The following is a 19449-nucleotide window of genomic DNA, read 5'->3' on the forward strand; positions in this document are numbered from 1 at the left end:
GTAATTTTTATGTTAAAATCTTTGTTTGATAGAAATTGTGAATTGATAGGGTGGATAGAGCCAGGAAAACATATATTTAATTGCAACATGGACTGGATAGCTTATATTTCAAGAGGTCGTGCTTGGTCATCTGAAACAGGCAATTGGATAGGACCAGTAAACGAACTTGTTTGTCTTGATACTAGCGGAAGGGTTATTGCGTGGAGTACAGGCTCAACTATTAGGGGAACTGCACGTCCTGCCAGACCTGCACGTCCTGCTAGACCTGTAACACCTGTTGGAGGATGGTCAAATTTATCTATAAATGAATGGCTCAATCAATAATTTGTACTTAACATCAGCAAAAGCGGTAAGGCTATAAGGTTTACCGCTTTTTTGTGGGAAGGGAAATTTTATATGTCAGATTTTCAAAAGTGTGGAAACCGTATCATAGGGAGCGATCAATCCCTGTTTGTAAAATAAAAAAATTCATAAAAATAGTTACCAAAGGCGATAGAGAAAAAACTATCGTCTTTTTCTTTGCAAATTTTTAAGTAGGGAGGTGGTTCTGTATGGACTTTGACTATTTCTATAATCGTGAAGCAGAGTGATTTAACTTTCTGAAAGTACCTGAAATATTGGTAGACGGAGAAGAATTTAAAGGACTGTCTGCTGAAGCAATTATCCTTTATTCCATGCTTTTGAAACGAACAGGAATGTCCTTTAAGAATAACTGGATAGATAAGGAAGGTAGAGTATTTATCTATTTCACAGTCGAGGAAATTATGAAAAGAAGAAATATTTCAAAGCCTACTGCCATAAAAACATTAGATGAGTTAGACAGCAAAAAAGGGATAGGACTGATTGAAAGAGTAAGGCTTGGACTTGGTAAGCCGAATGTCATATATGTCAAAGACTTTATGAGCATATTAGTGGTAAAAGAAAATGACTTGCAGAAGTCAAAAAACTTTACATCAGAAGTCAAAGATGTTGACCTCAGAAGTAAAGAAAATGAACTTCAAGAGGTTAAAAATGTTGACCGTAACTATATAGAGAATAATAAGAGTAAGTATAGTAAGAGAGAATATAGTTTTGGGGAAAACGGACTTGAAACATTTCAAAATGTCTTTTTAAATGATGAAGATATAGGCGAATTACAAATAAAAATGGCAGGAGAGCTTGATAACTATATTGAGAGATTATCAACCTATCTTCAAAGTACCGGAAAGACATATAAAGACCATAAAGCAACAATCCTTTCTTGGTTTTATAAAGATCAAGGAAGTAAGAAAACATCCAATATCCCTACATGGGAGGAATATAACAAAGGAGTACATCTATGAATAAGGAATTAAAAAAAGTGATGATAGAAGATGTGGAATATAGTTTTGATCCTGAAAAAGAATATATCAAGGACGGACATGCCTACTGTAAAGTGTGCAATGAAAGAAAAGATGGGAAAGCATTAGAGTTTTTCGGAAAGCAGATGATATTTAAGACTGCTTGTAAATGTGATAGAGATAGAGAAGCACAAGAAAAAGAAAGACAAAAGCAGCTTGAAATCGAGAGATTAAAAAGTATCTGCTTCACATCCATTATTCAGTGGTCATACACATTTGAAAATTATCAGGGAGAAGAAAATCAAAGCCTTATCATTGCAAAGAACTTTGTAAAAGACTATGAGGAAATGAAAAAAGAAAATATCGGACTCCTTTTTTATGGCTCAGTAGGTAGCGGAAAGACCTATCTTGCCTGCTCCATTGCAAATAACCTTATTGAACAGTATCGAATAGGCGTTAAAATAAGAAATTTTTCACAGATTATCAATGAACTGCAAAAGGGAGGATTTGATTTTGACAAGAACGCATATATTGAATCCCTTGTAAATACTTCCGTTCTTATCTTGGATGACTTAGGAATAGAAAGAGATACAAGCTATGCCAAAGAGCAAGTATATAACATTGTTAATAACAGGTACTTAAAACAGAAACCGACTATCTTTACCACTAACCTTTCCTACGACACAATCCAAAATTGTAAGGATAGCGTAGAGTATCAAAGAATCTACTCAAGAATCATAGAGATGTGTATTCCTGTTATGGTTGTAGGAGAAGATTTTAGAAAGGTTATTCAAAAGGACAAACTGAATCGGAATAAGGACAGACTGCTGAATGGAGGTGAGAGAAGTTGATCAATGAAGAAATAGCAAGAAAAACACTGAATATGGAAGTTAGAGTTGCTAAAATAACAGGAAAGCTAATTCTGAACTTGTTAAAGAAATTGATGAAAGAAGCAGAAAAACTTGGAGGACTTGAAAAGCTGGTTAATACTAACGGAAATGAAGTAAAGCTAAAAGATATGGTTAAAAAGGGGCAGCTTGAAGAAATTCCAGTTGAAGAAGCAGAGCTTAAGGAACTCAAAAAGGAACTTAATCGGTATGGGGTAAAGTTTTCAGTCATGAAAGATAAGGAAAGTGGGAAATACTCAGTATTCTTTCAAGCTAAAGATATGAAGGTTATGGACAAAGCATTTAAGCATGCCCTTTTAGAATCAGAAAAGAAAACGGAAAGGAAGGAGTCCATTCATAAGAATATTGAGAAGTTCAAGGAGATGGCTAAAAACTCTGTTTCCAAAGATAAAATCAAGAATAAACAAAAGGAGCAGAGCCTATGATAGATAAAATGTTAAAGGACATCAAAGGCTTATTTAAGGTGCAAGATAAGGTAAAGCTTCTAAAGCAGAACATTCCCTATCTTGCATTTTTCTATTTAGGAAACATCTTTGCCCATCATGTGAGAAGCTATACCGGTGGTGATGTCATAGATAAAGTCTTTCAAGGGATATTGGAGATCAACACGATGAGTTTTCTTCCAAGTATTCATCCGGTGGATATTTTAATGGGCATAGGAGTGGCTGCTTTAATTAAATTTATTGTCTATACCAAAGGTAAAAATTTAGACAGGGGAAAGAGTATGGCTCAGCAAGATGGGGAAATAAGAAAGATATTGAGCCATACATGGATGAAAAGTTTCAAAACAATATCTTGCTTACCCAGACAGAACGCCTAACTATGAATGGTAGACCGGCTAATCCAAAGTATGCTCGTAACAAAAATGTACTTGTAATCGGTGGATCAGGAAGTGGTAAGACAAGATTTTATGTCAAACCTAACCTTATGCAGATGCACAGTAGCTATTGCGTAACTGATCCAAAAGGAACGATAGTCCTTGAATGTGGCAAGATGCTTGAAGACAATGGATATGAGATTAAAATCTTAAATACCATTAACTTCAAAAAGAGTATGAAATACAATCCTTTTGCCTATATTCGTTCTGAGAAAGATATTCTGAAATTGGTACAGACAATCATTGCAAATACGAAAGGAGAGGGAGAAAAAGTAGGTGAGGATTTTTGGGTGAAAGCCGAAAAACTCTACTACACAGCCCTTATAGGATACATCTTCTATGAAGCTCCAAGAGAAGAAAAGAACTTTGCAACGCTCCTTGATATGATAGACGCTTCCGAAGTCAGAGAAGATGACGAAACCTATATGAATCCGATAGATAGGCTCTTTGAAGCACTTGAAAAGAAAGAACCTACACACTTTGCAGTAAAGCAATACAAAAAATATAAATTGGCTGCGGGAAAAACGGCAAAATCTATTCTTATCTCTTGTGGTGCAAGGCTTGCTCCATTTGATATTAGGGAACTTAGGGACTTGATGAGTGAAGATGAACTTGAGCTTGATACACTCGGAGATAGAAAAACGGCACTCTTTGTTATTATCTCTGATACTGATGATACCTTTAACTTTGTAGTATCCATTATGTACTCACAACTTTTTAATCTCTTATGTGATAAGGCAGATGATGTATATGGCGGACGATTACCTGTCCATGTGAGATGCTTGCTTGATGAATTTGCAAACATCGGCTTAATTCCAAAGTTTGAGAAACTTATAGCAACAATCCGTTCCAGAGAAATATCAGCAAGTATCATACTTCAAGCACAATCTCAGTTAAAGGCAATCTATAAGGATAATGCCGATACAATCGTAGGTAACTGTGATAGTACCTTGTTCCTTGGTGGCAAGGAGAAAACTACACTTGAAACACTGGGAAAAGAAACGATAGATTTATATAACACATCGGAAACAAGGTCAAATCAAAAGTCTTTCGGACTTAATTATCAAAAGACAGGTAAGGAACTGATGAGCCAAGATGAGATTACTGTAATGGACGGTGGTAAATGTATTTTTCAGCTTAGAGGTGTAAGACCTTTTCTTTCAGATAAATTCGACATCACAAAGCATAAGAACTATAAGTTCTTAGAAGATTATGACAAGAAGAATGTGTTTGATATTGAAGAACATATAAAGAGAAAAGGCAAGGTTAAGCTTAATAGAAATACGGTAATTACAAGATTGTAAGATTTACTGTTATAACTATATGGTCGAGGGTATATTTGATATAATAGAGCTAGATAAATTTGAATTCATAGGAGGTAACGATGAACAAGATTACTTGTATTTGTTTAGGTGTGAAAGATATGGAAAGGTCAATAAAGTTTTATAGAGATGGTTTAGGATATAAGACTGATTGCAGAGAAAATAATCCGTCAGTATGCTTTTTTGATACTCCGGGAACAAAGTTTGAACTATTTCCTTTGGAACAATTAGCAAAAGATATTGATGAAAATAATCCACCAAAAGGGAATGGATTTTTAGGAATTACATTAGCCTACAATGTTGAACATAAAGAAGATGTACAGACTGTAATTGCATTAGTAAGAAAAACAGGTGGAAAAATTGTAAAAGAGCCACAGGAAGTTTTTTGGGGTGGATATCACGCATATTTTTCGGATTTAGATGGATACTATTGGGAAGTTTCAAGGGGACCGAATTTTCAATTTGATGAAAATGGATTGCTGAAATTTTGAGGATAAATAGGGAAAGAGTATGCCATAAAGTAAGGAATATTTGATTTGGAAGGAGGTAATCATGGTGAATGAATTTAATAAATTTGTTCGTGAGATTTTTTCCGCAGCAGGTGATATTGTCATAAAATCCATGATGGGCGGATACCTTATATATTTTAACGGTAAGCTGATAGGTGACATTTGCGATAATGAACTATTTTTAAAGAGAACGCCGACATCGGACAAACTTCTTGTAGACTCAGAATTGCGTTATCCGTATAAGGGTTCAAAGACATTGATGTATGCATTCGACAGATTTGAGGATATGGATTTGATTACTGAACTACTGAAAGGTATGTATGCGGAACTGCCAGAAAAGAAACCCAAGAAAGCTAAATGACACAAACAAGCTTCAGTTTGTTGAACTGAAAAATTGAATACTAAATGCGTAAGACGATAGAAAAGAAAAAATCTATCGTCTTTTTTCATGCCTATTTTCAATTTATATTGCGATCAATAAATAGGGGAAACTCGCTAATTAGTGAACTAGTATTTCAAGTAGCTTTCACTAATATATACACGACAAAATGCTAATTCCCTTAAATATGTTAAAGACAATAAAGGAGATAAGATGATAAGGATCAGAAGTCCAACTAAGAAAAAACTAAATAGTAAGAGTATCAGCGATTGGAAAAGTAATACTTCTGGTCGCTTTTTTTATTGAAATGAAAAGGAGAAATTTAAAAAGATGAAACAAGAAATGATTAACATCAACGCCAACTTATTGGCGGAACCAACTTTCTCAAGCTTTGAAAAAGACGGAGAAACGGTAGAAGTTGCAAATTTTACGCTTGTAAAAAAGTACGGTAAGGGTAAGGAGTATATCAACTGTGCAGCTTATGGAGAAAAGAGTGATATTCCAAAAGACTTTAAGCAGGGAGATTTTGTAAAGCTCTTTGGACAAATCAGAACTTCCATTGATGATAATGGTAAGGAACATACTAACATCAGGATACTTTCTTCAAAACTGTTAAAGGCAAAGGAACAAATGAAAGGACAAGAAGAAAAGAAAGAATCTGTTCTTGGAGCTATCAAAAAGTATCAGGCTGAAGATAAGGAAAAGCCTAAAGAAAAGAAAGAAGCAAGCAAAGAAGCTGAGAGATAAGCTTATGGTCGGTGTGGTCTTAGGACTGCACCGACTCTTTTTTATTTGCAAGAGTTCGAATAAAGAGAATATATTTATGAAAAAAATACATTTTATGGTATAATACAATAAATGAATTGATAGAAAAGGCAAAAGTTAGTAAAAGCACATTCTATAAAATGAAAAATGAACAGAATGTAACTACGGATGTTTTGCTTAGAATTTGCAATGCTTTAGATTGTGATATTGACGAAATAATTGAGTGTATAAAGCAATAATAAAAAAGGAGAATGGAGAATGATTTTAAAAAAGATGAAAGTTAAAAATTTTAGGTTATTAAAAAATTTTGAATTGGATTTTAAAGATGAATTGTCGTTAGTTATAGGTAAAAATAATTGTGGAAAAACATCAGCTCTTATTATTTTGGATAAGATGTTAAATTCATCTAAAGTGATGTGGGAAGATATAAATTTGGAATGTCAGAAAGAATTTTATGAAAAAATAATTTATTTTGATATATCTGAGCAAGAGAAAGTTACATCATTAGAAACTGTTAATCTGCAATTATTTATTGAGTTTGATGATAATGATTCATATGCAAATATTCAAAAATTCATGATGGATTTAAATCCGGAAAATAACATTATAGTGTTAGAATTTATTTCGTTAATATCTTTAAAAAAAATTATCGAATTAAAAAACATTATTAGTGAAAAAAATATTGAAGATTTTAAATCATTTTCCAAATTTATGAGTAAGAATTTTGCAAACTTCGTTGAAACGAAAAGATATTCAAGAGGGTTTGATATTGAATCAAACCAAATAACGCAAGATAGATCAGAAGAAATTGATAATAAGGATATTCAAAAAGTCATTAAAGTGGCAGGAATAAGAGCTGATCGAGCGGTTTCTAATGATGATCGTAATCATGTTTTATCAGGTTTAACTGGTAAATATTTCAGTTCTTATAAAGCTGCAAAAGATGAAAGTGTGTTGGTATTTACAAAACTTGAAGAAAAATTGGAGCAAGCCGATAAAGAATTATATAAGATTTACAATGGAGAAAAAAGTGAAAGTGGAGAAGATATTGATGGAATTTTTAGTGATGTTATAGATGTTATAAAAACTTATGGTGGTGTAGAAAACGGAATTGATATAGCAATAGAGTCATCTATTTCAGAGAAAAATTTATTGTCAGATAATACAAAATTAAGTTATAGACAAGGGGGAGATTGTTCACTTCCAGAAACATATAATGGGTTGGGATATTTGAATTTAATTGGTATTTTATTTGAGATTGAAACCAAGATACAGGAATTATTTGAACAACCAGCAGATATAAATCTCTTATATATTGAAGAGCCTGAAGCACATACACACCCTCAGTTACAGTATATATTTATAAGGAATATTAAATCTCATATCAAAGCACATAGAAAAAAGTTGTTGGAAGACAAGAATAAACAGTTGCAGATTTTAATCACTTCGCATTCATCACATATAGTTTCTGAATGTAACTTTGATGACATTATATATTTAAAGAAAAACGGGAATACAGTTATAGCTAAGAGTTTTAATTCTTTAAAAAAAGAGTATGGTGGAGATGAACAGAAAGGATTTAAGTTTGTAAAACAATATCTGACAATAAATAGAAGTGAACTTTTTTTTGCTGACAAAGCTATTTGTATAGAAGGAGATACCGAACGAATCTTAATGCCAATGATGATGCATAAGATTGATAATAAAGAAAATCCAGAAGGAGATATTATCCCACTATTATCACAAAATATTTCTGTAATAGAAGTTGGGGCACATTCACATATCTTTATTCCACTATTTGAGTTTTTAGGTATTAAGGCTTTAATATTAACAGATATAGATGCCGCTAATAAAAATGACAATGGGAGATATGTAAAATCACACCCTAAGGAAGCAAAGTATACAAGCAACGCTTCCATAAAAGATTTTTTCAAAGATACTGGTCTTGATGAATTAAATGATCAATTTGGAGAACTTGTAGAAAAAAGATACGAGGATAAAATTAAAAATAATATTCGAATAGCATATCAAATACCGGAAACTGATGGTGAGTATCAAGCAAGTAGTTTTGAAGATGCATTTATAGCATTAAATAAAGACTTTATTATAAAGAATAAAGAAGGGCTTTGTGAATATGGAGCTTTAAAAGATTTTTCGAATGATGAAATAGAAAATGGTGATTATTATAATTTTGCTTTGAATAATGTGAAAAAGAAATCTTCATTTGCATCAAGTTTATTGTATTTTGATGATGAGAATGGCGAAGAAGATGAAAAATGGGCAGTTCCACATTATATTGAGGAGGGCTTATTATGGATACGCTAACATTGGAAAAAGAAGTATTAGAAGCTCTTCAATGTATAAAAAATGGTGAAAATTTTATTTTAGAAGGTGGAGCAGGAAGTGGAAAAACATACTCCTTAATTTCCTTAATAAATGCACTTACAGAGGAATTACCAGATATTAAGATAGTATGTATTACATATACAAATAACGCAGTTGCAGAAATTTTATCAAGAATAGAAAATGAGAACCTTTGTGTTTCAACAATACATGAGTTTATATGGGCTCTTATCAGAAAATATCAGAATGAAATAAAAGATATTTTAGTTGGGCTTATTAATGATGATAATGAAAAGAACTTTAAAAAGCCAAAAAATTTTTCTGAGGATTTAATTTCTAAAGAATATTTCGAAAATCTTTATGTGGATTATGACGAGTATTATTCTATAACGTCAAATGATGAAAATAGAGTGAAAATCAGCCATGATCACATTTTGATTGTTGCAGAGAAAATGTTTGAGAAATATAAAAAAATAGCAGACATTTTAAAGGATATTGCAGATTGTATTTTTGTTGATGAATATCAGGATACAAGTCCTTTAGTTACGGATATTTTACTAAAGCATCTTGAACAAAGCAATAAGAAAAATGTAATTGGTTTTTTTGGAGATTCAATGCAGTCTATATATGACGACGGAGTTGGTAATTTAAATCAATATAATTTAACTAAAATAGTAAAGATGCAAAACCGAAGAAATCCAAGAGTTGTAATCGAAGTAGCCAATAAGTTTAGAGATGATGATATTGAGCAAAGACCTTCAGAAGATACAAATGCACCTAATATGGAGAATGGTACTATTAGAGAAGGTAGTATTAAATTTTTATATGGAAATGAAGCAGATGATTTTATAAGCATAAAGGAAAAGAGTATTTTTGAATCTTGGAATTTCTCGGATGGAAAACAAACAAAAGAGTTAAGGTTAACACATAAATATAATGCTGAAATGGCTGGATTTAAAGGCTTATATGATCTATATAATGCTGATTTGATAATTACGCTTATAAGCAAGATAAAGGAAAAAATTGATAAGGAAAATTTAGACAGTGATAAGACTTTGGGAGAATTGGCGTTAGAGATAAAACCGATATATAAGAAAGTAGAGTTGCTGGATCAAATTAACGGAAACGAAATTTATCAGTCAGTATACAGTGTTTTAGAAGGTATGTCATGGGAAGAAGCTTGCGAAAAATGTAAAGTTACTAAGGAATCACTTATGTCATATAAATTAAATGGGATGAGTGGTAGATATGAAGCTAATTCTTATAGAGATAGGATTTTACGCAGATTAGATATATTAGAGGAAATTATTGAATTATATGAGGCTAATAAATTTAATGATTTTCTACGAATAACAAAATTTTCTATTCATGATAGGAATGATAAGATTTGCCTTAAGCAAGCAATTGATTATCTTGTAAGTGAAGATAATCAAACGATAGAAGATGTTTTAAAATTTGCAGAAGTAAAAGGGTTACTCAAAGAAGATGAATTATTCAATGATTATATTTTAAATAAAGGGTTTTATTTATGGGAGAGAATAAAAAAGATAACATTTAATCAATACAGAAAAAGTGTCTTATATTTAAAAGAATTTTCGCCAATTTGCACTCAACATAGTGTTAAGGGTAGTGAATATGATAATGTACTTCTTGTATTAGAGTCTGATTGGAATAAATACGATTTTAATACATTATTTGGAAAGGGGTCTTCAAATTCTAATGTTCAACTAAGAACGAAAAAATTATTTTATGTATGTATGACGAGAGCAAAAAAGAATTTAATAATATATATGCCTACTAATGATTCTGACATATTGGGGAAAGCAAAAGATTTTTTTGGAGAAGAAAATGTTATAGATATTTCTTCGATTGAATAGAGGAGATGGTTATCTTTCCATCTCCTTAACCATGTAAATTCTATAGTTTTTTTGTATTTGATAAAGCTCGTCCATAGTAGATTTTGTAGAAGAATACTCTTGCATTAGGGTATTCTTTTTTTCTTGCAATTTATCAAGTCTATCTAAAATATCCTTAGAATTTAGGAGCTTGGAATAGGATTTTTTAAGCTCTGAAAGGGAATTTTCATATAGGGTAATTTGAGCTTTGTATTCTTCAAAAAATGCCTTATCAGACGAATTAGCCTTATATTCCTTATAGTATTGTCTGTTTTTTTTACTGTATGAACTTGTTCCATAGTGGCAGAAAGCTCCTGTATTTCCTTATCAATAGCCTTGATTTTATCCTGTAAATTTTGCCTTTCATCAGCTGTTTTTTGGATATACTCGTCAAGCTGCTTAACAGATTTAATTCCTTGTTCTCTAAGAAAGATGACAGACTCAGCTATTGTATTAAGGTTATGTTTGGTTGCCCAATATTCATAGCCTTTGCTTTCTTTTACTTTTATATTGGTGTTCATATCAATAACATTGCCGATCCGTTTTTTGACAGTAGGAGTCTTGATAAACTCTCTTTCTGCAATGCGTTCTTTTAATTTTTCTTCGGTGTAATCTTCTCCGATAGTTTTAGCCCTTGTAAATCTCGCCTTATTTTTTGGCTTAAAAGCAATGTGTTTGCCATATTTAATTTCACAGCCAAGATCAGCCATCTTTTTTAGAAACTCATCCCAATCCTTAGACTGTTTTATCATTCTGTCAATGTCAAATTGAAGCCTGCTTTTCCAAGAAGTACCACGCTTTACCTGTTCGTTTTCATACCAAGACTTACCGTTAGTCTTATATTTTTTCTTATAGCTTTCATAAAACTCATCAATGACAGATAGGTTATTTTCTTTGCACGATTTATCACTGTGATACCTGATTTTATGATAGCTTTTCTTATTAGACTGGTAGCACTTACCCGTTATCATATTTACATTATTAAAGATGATGTGATTATGAATATGCCCCTTATCTATGTGAGTAGATAAGACAAATTCATACTCATTTTTAATATCTTTTTGAATAACTTCATACCGATTTGGTGTGCCATTTCAGTCGTAGTTTCGTCCGGTAAAAAGGATTGAATGAGATGTCTTGCAAGAACAGTTCCCTTTGTTCCTGCATCATTTCGTGTCCTTAAAAATTCAGTATGAGCAGTTGACTCATGGCATTTATGCGTGCTGACTAAAATCTGCTCGTCTGTTTTATCTCCATTTACAATGTATTCGATAGCAAGATTAAGAGTCGATTTGATAGGGTGTATTTTTGTAATAGCCATAAAAACTAATCACCTCCGGAAGTCCTGTTAAGCAGCAGGGAATGAATTTGCCATAGCTCTTTTGAGAAATGTTTAATCTCTTTTTTCATATCATTAATGTCCTCTTCGTAAATTACACCTGTTGAATTTACTCGCTTTGCAATCTGATTGATGTTATTTGTGACATTTGAAAGCAAGCCTTGTAAATCTCGGAAAGGCTCTAAATCCACTTGATAAATTTCCTTTTCTAAAACGCATTTGCGGATAAAATGGCTCATATTTCTACACTTTGCAAGTTTTCTTTTATCTTCAAAAAGAGCCTTTTCTTCTTCTGTTAGTTTAATTTCAAGTCTTTCATTTCGTATTCTATTTGCCATAGGTAGTTCCTCCTTTGAATGTATTTCGGGGTCTTAGGGTTCTCCCTAACAAGCCAAAAATTGATAAAAAAAGAAGCAGTTCCCAGAGGGCTGCTTCATCAATTTTTTCGTAAGTGTCCGTACACTTACTGTGCTTGCTACAAAAGAATGATTATGGTAGAAAGCATTAAGCAAGTTTTAAATGTATATCTTATATTATACCAAATGAGATAAGTAATGTCATCAGAATTGAAAAAATGCTTTTAATATGACAACATATGTCAAGTTAATATGGTATAATAAATATAGGAGATGTTAAGACGATGAAAGATAATAGGCTATTTAGGATACTATATTATATTTTAGAAAAGGGAAAAGTTACAGCAAGCGAACTTGCTGATAAATTTGAGGTATCAGTCAGAACAATTTATAGAGATATTGACTCTATCAGTAGTGCAGGTATTCCCATTTATGCGTTGCAAGGAAAGGGTGGTGGAATAGAAATTGCTGAGGATTTTGTTCTTAGTAAATCACTACTGTCTGAAAACGAGAAACAACAAATTATGTCAGCTCTTCAGGGATTGGAGAATACAACAATACAACATGAGAATGAGCTTCTAACAAAACTATCCGCACTCTTTAAAATAAAAATACCAGTTGGATAGAAGTTGATTTTAATAATTGGCAAAACAATAAGATGTATGAAAAAACATTTAATGATATTAAGTCCGCAATTTTAAGTAAGAACATTGTTTCATTCACATATTTTAGCAGTAATGAAAAAGAAACAAGCAGAAGAGTTAAACCTGTGAGATTGCTTTTCAAGAGTCAGGATTGGTATCTATATGCCCTATGTTTACTCAGAAATGATTTCAGATATTTCAAATTGTCCAGGATAAAGAATTTAGAAATCCATACTGAAAAGTTTGATGACAACTTTGAAGATGTAATACTCAAAAAAGAAACGCCACATGAGAATACAGTGAATATAAAAGTTAAGTTTGATCGAAAAGTTGCTTTCAGGGTATATGATGAACTAAACGGAGAAATTACAGAAGATAATGACGGAAATTTATATACTGAAATAGAAATACCGAATGACTATAACTTATATAATTATATTTTTTCATTTGGAGATGAAGCAGAAGTATTGGAACCTGAAGAAGTTAGAATGCAAATTAAAAAAATGATAAATAAAATGGCAGAAAAATATATAATATGACAGATGGTGTCAAGTATGGTGAGATATAATTATCTTAAATAAAGATAAGGAGGAATAAAAAATGGATACGAAATATTGTCAATGTTGTGGCATGCCTATGGGAGAGGAAACAGAGCTTTATGGTACAAATTCAGATGGAAGCGTAAATGAAGATTATTGTAAGTATTGCTTTGAGAAAGGCGAATTTACTTTTAAGGGAACAATGGAGGAAATGATTGAGATATGCGTTCCTCATGTAGTCGAAGCCAATAAAGATATGAATGAAGATAGTGCAAGAAAAATGATGATGGAGTTTTTCCCAACTCTAAAGAGATGGAAGGAGTAAAAAATTATGCCAAGACCAACGACAAAAAATGATTTAATGATTGCTGCTAAGGAAAACTATGAAAAGTTAAATTTATTTATCTCAAAGATGACTGAGGAAGAGTTAAATACACCATTTGACTTTTCAAAAGATGAAAAGAAAAAAGAAGCCCACTGGAAAAGAGATAAGAATCTAAGAGATGTTTTAATCCATCTCTATGAGTGGCATCAGCTTATTTTGAATTGGGTACATTCCAATCAAAAGGGAGAAGAAAAACCGTTTTTGCCTGAGCCGTACAATTGGAAAACTTATGGAGATATGAATGTAGAATTTTGGAAGAAACATCAAAATACTTCTCTTGAAGACGCAACTAAAATGTTTCATAAATCCCATAGAGATGTTTTAGAGTTGGCTGAAAAATTTACAAGTGAAGAATTGTTTTCCAAAGGCGTCTACAAGTGGACAGTGGGGAGTACACTGGGTTCCTATTTTGTAAGTACCACTGCAAGCCATTATGATTGGGCAATGAAAAAATTAAAAGCCCATCAGAAAAAATGCAAATCAAAATAATTGGAACAGGATAGTAAAGTACATTTTACAAAGGTAAAAGGAATATTATCTTCAAAAAATGGAATGAATTTGTTCAGAAGCTGCACTCACGGTTGTATTTATTGCGACTCAAGAAGCAACTGCTACCGGATGAACCATAAATTTGAAGATGTAGAAGTAAAGGAAAATGGAATCAGTCTTTTGGAAGAGAACCTAAAACGAAAGCGGAAAAAATGTATGATTGGTTTAGGTTCTATGACTGATCCATACATTAAAGAGGAACTTGGACTAAATTATACAAGACAGGCACTTGAGATAATAAATAAATTTGGCTTCGGTGTAACGCTTACAACAAAGTCAGCTAATGTTTTAAGGGATTTAGACTTATTGAAAGAAATAAATTCAAAAACAAAATGTGTAATTCAAATGACACTAACGACTTATGATGAAGAACTTTGTAAAAAGATAGAGACTAATGTTTCAACGACAAAAGAAAGGGTTGAAGCATTAAAAATATTGCGTGATGAGGGAATACCAACAGTAGTTTGGTTAACACCGATATTACCATTTATTAACGATACGGAAGAAAATATTCTTGGGATTTTAAACTGCTGCAAGGAAGCAAAAGTGTTTGGAATAGTATGCTTTGGTATGGGAGTTACACTCAGAGAGGGAAATAGAGAATATTTTTATTCGCAGTTAGATAAAAAGTTTCCAAAGCTGAAAGAACAATACATCAGAGAATATGGCAATAGTTATGTGGCAAACAGCGTAAACAATAAAAAACTAATGGGTGTATTTCACGAATTCTGTGAGCGGAACGGTATCGTTCATGATAATGAAGCAATATTTAACTATTTGGGACTATTTGAGGGAAAGGACATCTCAAAGTAGCTTAGTTTTTTTGACTTAATCTGACTAAGGGGGGGTGAAATATTTATAAAATTATAATTAAGGAGGGATTTATTAATGAAAGTGTTAATTTTTAACATATACGATACAAATATAATAATGTCCCTTTTTTACAACCTTTTTTTCATTATTTAATCATGATAATTTAGTATTTTTCTTCCATTACGGAGGACTCGGTATGTTCAAATGCCGAAGTCCTCCTTTTTTGTCTGAAAAACAAACAGACAAAAAAGAAATGGAGGAAACTTTATGGCAAAAGAGTATTACCTTTATGTCAGCTGACAAAAGGTGAAAGTCAGTGAAGATATTTATAAAGTCTACTGGCGAGAAAAAGAACACGAAAAGTATTTGGAGCAGGTGGACAGAAAAAACCACTTGCTCTTTTTTTCGTCATTAGATCATGATGGACATTATGTTGATAATATCATAGATGAAAATGTTGATGTAGCAAAGATTGTGGAAATACAAATGATGATTGAATCATTGAGATATGCTATATCAAAGCTGAACGATGAAGAAAGAGACATCATAGAGCGTTTGTACTTTAATGACGAAACGCTTCGTTCAGTAGCAAGATTAAAAAGTATTACACATCCGGCTTTAATCAAGAGAAGAAATAAAATCCTTGAGAAACTGAAAAAGTTTATTGAGGATCTATAAACTTCGGTAACCAAAGGGGTCAAACTTTCCTTATATAAAGTGAAGGGGAGTTTGATCTCCTTTACTTTTATAAGAGATATAGCCTATTTATGGCAAACAGGAAGATGTAAAGAAAATTCCTTTCAAATAATTGTTCTTTGACAACTGAATAGACCATGACGGGACTTTTAATTACTTAGTGAGCGAAAGAAATTTTACGCCATAACTTTCCTGCTGAAGAAATTCGGTTTAAATGAATACTGTCAAAGACAAGGATATAAGGAAACGAGCGATAAATAAATTTTCTTAAAGCAAAGAGCGAGGATAACTTTGCAAGTGATGACCTAAGTAATGATAATGATACTTCTTTAGTGAAAGCCGGCTCATCTTAACAGGGGCGGTGGTGAGATTCCAATGTTGCTGATCCTAAGCACCCGTCAATGTCATTAAACTTGGTTAGATGAGAAAATTATATATTGATTATAGAGGAATTAGAGGGAGGTGTACGAGTGGACAATGACTGGAATGGATTGGCTGATTTGATAGCAAATCTTATTACAAAGTATGCTGGTGTTTTAGATTTGGATAATCTACCAGATCCAATGCCAGTAAATAATAACAGTGAAAATGAAAATATCTTTGACATGGTAAAAACACAGATTGAGAAAATGAAATAAAAGTGCTATAATATACTTGAGATATAAGTCCAAACTTTTTGGAAGTATGAAAAAGATATAGAGAAATATATTGAGGTTAATGCTATGTCAAAAGAGAAAATAAAAGTATACCTCTACACAAGAGTATCTACATCAATACAGATAGATGGTTATTCTTTAGAGGCACAAAAATCAAGAATGAAGGCTTTTGCCCTTTATAATGACTATGAAATTGTTGGTGAGTATGAAGACGCAGGTAAGTCTGGAAAATCTATTGAGGGAAGGATACAGTTTAATCGAATGATGGAAGATATAAAATCTGGCAAAGATGGAGTATCTTTTGTTCTTGTGTTTAAGCTATCAAGATTTGCAAGAAATGCTGCGGATGTTTTATCAACATTACAAACAATGCAAGATTTTGGAGTTAATTTGATTTGCGTTGAGGATGGGATTGATTCATCCAAAGATGCAGGTAAATTGATGATTTCTGTTTTATCAGCTGTGGCTGAAATTGAAAGAGAAAATATTCGTGTTCAAACAATGGAAGGGCGTATTCAAAAGGCAAGAGAAGGGAAATGGAATGGAGGTTTTGCTCCTTATGGGTATCAGCTTGTCGATGGTAAACTGTTTATCAATGAAGAAGAAGCTGTCGCAATAAGAACTATTTTTGATCAATATGTTAATACAACCATTGGAGCTAATGGACTTTCAAAATACTTAGAAAATCATGGAATAAGAAAAATTCCAAGACAGAATGGAAAAAATCCATTGTTCGATGCAGGTCTTATAAGAAAGATATTAAAGAATCCTGTATATAACGGGAAGATAGCTTTTGGAAGAAGAACTTTAGAAAAAGTTCATGGTACAAGAAATGAATATAAACAAGTAGAACAAGATGAATATTTAATAGCTGAAGGAATTCATGAAGCTATAATTTCTGATGAGTTATGGCAGGCTGCTCAGGTTAAGCTAAAATCTCAAGCAAAGAAATATGTGCATGTGAATAAAGGAAAAGATATACGGACACACTTACTTTCAGGAATTGTAAAATGCCCGGTATGTGGAGTGGGAATGTTTGGCAACAAGTGTATCAAGAAAAGGAAAGATGGTACAAAGTATAAAGATTTTTATTACTATGGCTGTAAACATAGGCAGATGATGAGAGGTCATAAGTGTACTTTCAGTAAGCAAATTAGAGAGGAATTGTTAGATGATGCAGTTGCTAATGATAAGCACTACAAACGAAGAAAACAGGACTTAGACGATAGACTTTATCGTATGTACGATAAAATTGAAGAATTAGAATCATTCTTAATTGATGCGAAAGCAAAAAAACAAACTATTGAAGCTGAAAAACTTACAGGAGATAATATATATAAAGTTCTGATCTATTTTGATAAACTCTACAAGGAAATGAATGATGTGGAGCGTAGACAGTTAATTACAGCTTTGATTTCTGAAATTCAAATTTACGAAGAAAAGCAACCGAATGGACAATGGCTAAAATCAATTACTTTTAAACTTCCTATCATCGATGAAGATTTAAATATAGGTTTGGACAATGATGAACAAGTTGAGACTGTTGTATTATTATCTAAAAAAAGTGAGTACTAGATGCATTTTATTAGAGAATTTTTAGGTTTGCTAGCATTAGTTGGTTTAGCCGGTACAATTATGAATTATATTGGAAAAACATTTCATAAATATTTACAAACAAAAAATGAAGTAGATTCAAGATTAAAAAAATAGATCAAATATGTAAAGATTTTTTGTAAAAAAATATAAATTATGGGGTTATTTTACTGTAATAACTATGATATTACATGCAACAATTCAATTTATTAACTATGGGTTTGTATGGTCTGGATTACTTACAGCAATAATATTACTTATTGAAGGATATTTAGGTTATTCAATGACAAAAAAATTTAATAAAAAGATATATAATATACACAGAACTATTGCTTTACTATTAGTTATAGCTTTGTGCGTACATTTAATACATATAAAATTCTTTTTTAGTGTATAAGATAAATTAGGAGGCAAAATGTTTTATAATAAAGTTAAAGAAAGTGCGGACTATATTTCTTCAAAAGTTGATGCAAATGTAGATGTAGCGGTAATTTTAGGAAGTGGATTAGGTAAACTTGTAGATATAATGGAAGATAAAACTTATATTTCATATAAAGATATACCTAATTTTCCTCAAATATCAGTAATAGGACATGCTGGAAATCTTGTTTTTGGTAAAATTGGAGAAACAAAAGTAATGGCTTTACAAGGTAGATTCCATTATTATGAAGGGTATTCGATGAAAGAAACAGCTTACCCTGTTTATGTAATGAAATTATTAGGTATTAAAAAAATGATAGTTACAAATGCTTGTGGTGGTATTAATACTAATTTCAAACCAGGAGATTTAATGATAATAGATGATTTTATTAATTCAGTTAGTGATAATCCATTAAGGGGAGCCAATGATGAAAGATTTGGATTACGTTTTCCAGATATGTCTGAACCATATAGTCTAGAATTAAGAAATAAGGCTAAAGATGTTGCAAATAGATTAGGTATAGAGACAAAAAATGGTGTCTATACATTCTTCCAAGGCCCTTACTATGAAAGTGCAGCTGAAATACGTATGTATGGACGTGCTGGTAGTGATGCAATAGGAATGTCGACTGTTCCTGAAACAATAGTAGCTAATTATGTTGGAATTAAAACTTTAGGAATTTCTTGTATTACAAATATGGCAACAGGATTACGTGTAGGAAATCATTCACATGATGAAGTTGTTGCAATTGCGGAAGAAGCAAGTAAAAAATTATGTGTATGGATGGAAGAATTTATAAAAGAATTAGTATAGAGGAGACCAACTATGATTTGTCAAGTATAAATTAATAAAAATATAGTTGGAGAGGTTATCAAATTTTAGACAAAACAAAATTAGCACTAAATGATGTGCTTTTTAAACAATATCAATTATCTTAAAGAATCAGGATCAAAGGCAACATTATCCTTAAGGATTTTAAATATAACATGAATTAACTTTTTAGCAACATGACCTAAAGCAGAGTAATGTTTTTTACCTTGATTTCTTTTTAATTGATAATATTTTGCAAATGTATTGTTTAAAAGTGAAATTTGTCAAGCATCATTAATTAAAGCATATCTTAATAATGCTGGTCCACGTT

The 19449-nt window shown here is 31.9% G+C and carries 23 protein-coding genes and 2 pseudogenes; 23 read left to right on the top strand and 2 right to left on the bottom strand.

Annotation, left to right across the window (positions count from 1 at the left end; genetic code table 11):
- Nucleotides 1-9: 9 nt before the first annotated feature.
- From GM111_RS03375 to GM111_RS03430, 12 genes and pseudogenes are all read left to right on the top strand, one after another.
- A complete protein-coding gene (locus tag GM111_RS03375; protein WP_156299473.1) occupies nt 10-324 on the top strand; it encodes a 4-fold beta flower protein in 315 nt (104 codons plus the stop codon).
- A 275-nt stretch (nt 325-599) separates the two neighbouring features.
- The gene (locus GM111_RS03380; RefSeq protein WP_231479759.1) at nt 600-1322 is read left to right on the top strand and encodes a replication initiator protein A; all 723 of its coding nucleotides are present in this window, start codon (nt 600-602) and stop codon (nt 1320-1322) included.
- Nucleotides 1319-2170: an ATP-binding protein gene (locus GM111_RS03385; protein WP_156299474.1), complete on the top strand. Its 852-nt coding sequence runs from the start codon at nt 1319-1321 to the stop codon at nt 2168-2170. The genes GM111_RS03380 and GM111_RS03385 overlap by 4 nt, the downstream gene beginning before the upstream one ends.
- Complete coding sequence (locus GM111_RS03390; RefSeq protein ID WP_156299475.1) at nt 2167-2652, top strand: PcfB family protein; 486 nt, start codon at nt 2167-2169, stop codon at nt 2650-2652. The genes GM111_RS03385 and GM111_RS03390 overlap by 4 nt, the downstream gene beginning before the upstream one ends.
- A complete protein-coding gene (locus GM111_RS08640; RefSeq protein WP_231479753.1) occupies nt 2649-3047 on the top strand; it encodes a conjugal transfer protein in 399 nt (132 codons plus the stop codon). The genes GM111_RS03390 and GM111_RS08640 overlap by 4 nt, the downstream gene beginning before the upstream one ends.
- The gene (locus GM111_RS03395) at nt 2996-4408 is read left to right on the top strand and encodes a VirD4-like conjugal transfer protein, CD1115 family (protein ID WP_231479754.1); all 1413 of its coding nucleotides are present in this window, start codon (nt 2996-2998) and stop codon (nt 4406-4408) included. Before GM111_RS08640 ends, GM111_RS03395 begins: the two co-directional genes overlap by 52 nt.
- 80 nt (nt 4409-4488) lie before the next feature.
- Nucleotides 4489-4917, top strand: a complete 429-nt coding sequence (locus tag GM111_RS03400; RefSeq protein WP_156299476.1) for a VOC family protein — start codon at nt 4489-4491, stop codon at nt 4915-4917.
- Between the two features lie 61 nt (nt 4918-4978).
- Complete coding sequence (locus tag GM111_RS03405) at nt 4979-5296, top strand: TfoX/Sxy family protein (RefSeq protein ID WP_231479755.1); 318 nt, start codon at nt 4979-4981, stop codon at nt 5294-5296.
- Between the two features lie 348 nt (nt 5297-5644).
- A pseudogene (locus tag GM111_RS08645) lies at nt 5645-5840 on the top strand (single-stranded DNA-binding protein); the annotation flags it as partial.
- 337 nt (nt 5841-6177) lie between these two features.
- On the top strand, nt 6178-6318 hold the full coding sequence (locus tag GM111_RS03420; RefSeq protein ID WP_456243025.1) for a helix-turn-helix domain-containing protein: 141 nt from the start codon (nt 6178-6180) through the stop codon (nt 6316-6318).
- 19 nt (nt 6319-6337) lie between these two features.
- A complete protein-coding gene (locus GM111_RS03425) occupies nt 6338-8404 on the top strand; it encodes an ATP-dependent nuclease (RefSeq protein ID WP_156299477.1) in 2067 nt (688 codons plus the stop codon).
- Nucleotides 8392-10299 (top strand): UvrD-helicase domain-containing protein, encoded by a 1908-nt coding sequence (locus tag GM111_RS03430; protein WP_156299478.1) that lies wholly within the window; start codon nt 8392-8394, stop codon nt 10297-10299. The genes GM111_RS03425 and GM111_RS03430 overlap by 13 nt, the downstream gene beginning before the upstream one ends.
- Before the next feature lie 161 nt (nt 10300-10460).
- On the opposite strand, the pseudogene GM111_RS03435 reads toward GM111_RS03430, so the two are convergent.
- A pseudogene (locus GM111_RS03435) lies at nt 10461-11638 on the bottom strand (relaxase/mobilization nuclease domain-containing protein).
- Between the two features lie 5 nt (nt 11639-11643).
- On the bottom strand, nt 11644-11994 hold the full coding sequence (locus GM111_RS03440) for a plasmid mobilization protein (RefSeq protein ID WP_156299479.1): 351 nt from the start codon (nt 11992-11994) through the stop codon (nt 11644-11646).
- Nucleotides 11995-12296: 302 nt separating this feature from the next.
- Here GM111_RS03440 and GM111_RS08650 point away from each other — a divergent pair, with 302 nt between their 5' ends.
- The 11 genes from GM111_RS08650 to GM111_RS03485 all read left to right on the top strand — a co-directional run bounded on the left by GM111_RS08650 (nt 12297) and on the right by GM111_RS03485 (nt 19121).
- On the top strand, nt 12297-12638 hold the full coding sequence (locus tag GM111_RS08650) for a helix-turn-helix transcriptional regulator (protein WP_231479756.1): 342 nt from the start codon (nt 12297-12299) through the stop codon (nt 12636-12638).
- 32 nt (nt 12639-12670) lie between these two features.
- Nucleotides 12671-13195, top strand: a complete 525-nt coding sequence (locus GM111_RS08655; RefSeq protein WP_231479757.1) for a WYL domain-containing protein — start codon at nt 12671-12673, stop codon at nt 13193-13195.
- Between the two features lie 61 nt (nt 13196-13256).
- Nucleotides 13257-13520, top strand: a complete 264-nt coding sequence (locus GM111_RS03450) for a zinc ribbon domain-containing protein (protein WP_156299480.1) — start codon at nt 13257-13259, stop codon at nt 13518-13520.
- 6 nt (nt 13521-13526) lie between these two features.
- On the top strand, nt 13527-14069 hold the full coding sequence (locus GM111_RS03455) for a ClbS/DfsB family four-helix bundle protein (RefSeq protein ID WP_156299481.1): 543 nt from the start codon (nt 13527-13529) through the stop codon (nt 14067-14069).
- Nucleotides 14070-14132: 63 nt separating this feature from the next.
- Complete coding sequence (locus GM111_RS03460) at nt 14133-14942, top strand: SPL family radical SAM protein (RefSeq protein ID WP_156299487.1); 810 nt, start codon at nt 14133-14135, stop codon at nt 14940-14942.
- Between the two features lie 306 nt (nt 14943-15248).
- Nucleotides 15249-15620, top strand: coding sequence for a sigma-70 RNA polymerase sigma factor region 4 domain-containing protein (locus GM111_RS03465; protein WP_231479758.1), 372 nt, complete (start codon nt 15249-15251; stop codon nt 15618-15620).
- A 488-nt stretch (nt 15621-16108) separates the two neighbouring features.
- Nucleotides 16109-16276: a hypothetical protein gene (locus GM111_RS08170; RefSeq protein WP_018365289.1), complete on the top strand. Its 168-nt coding sequence runs from the start codon at nt 16109-16111 to the stop codon at nt 16274-16276.
- A gap of 84 nt (nt 16277-16360) precedes the next feature.
- Complete coding sequence (locus GM111_RS03475) at nt 16361-17869, top strand: recombinase family protein (protein WP_156299482.1); 1509 nt, start codon at nt 16361-16363, stop codon at nt 17867-17869.
- Entirely contained in the window at nt 17870-18004 is a 135-nt protein-coding gene (locus GM111_RS08485) for a hypothetical protein (RefSeq protein ID WP_269320136.1), read from the top strand.
- Nucleotides 18005-18068: 64 nt separating this feature from the next.
- Entirely contained in the window at nt 18069-18284 is a 216-nt protein-coding gene (locus tag GM111_RS03480; protein WP_156299483.1) for a hypothetical protein, read from the top strand.
- Nucleotides 18285-18302: 18 nt separating this feature from the next.
- Nucleotides 18303-19121 (top strand): purine-nucleoside phosphorylase, encoded by an 819-nt coding sequence (locus tag GM111_RS03485; protein WP_156299484.1) that lies wholly within the window; start codon nt 18303-18305, stop codon nt 19119-19121.
- Nucleotides 19122-19449 lie beyond the last annotated feature (328 nt).

It is taken from the genome of Streptobacillus canis, from assembly GCF_009733925.1.
Classification (GTDB): Bacteria; Fusobacteriota; Fusobacteriia; order Fusobacteriales; family Leptotrichiaceae; genus Streptobacillus; species Streptobacillus canis.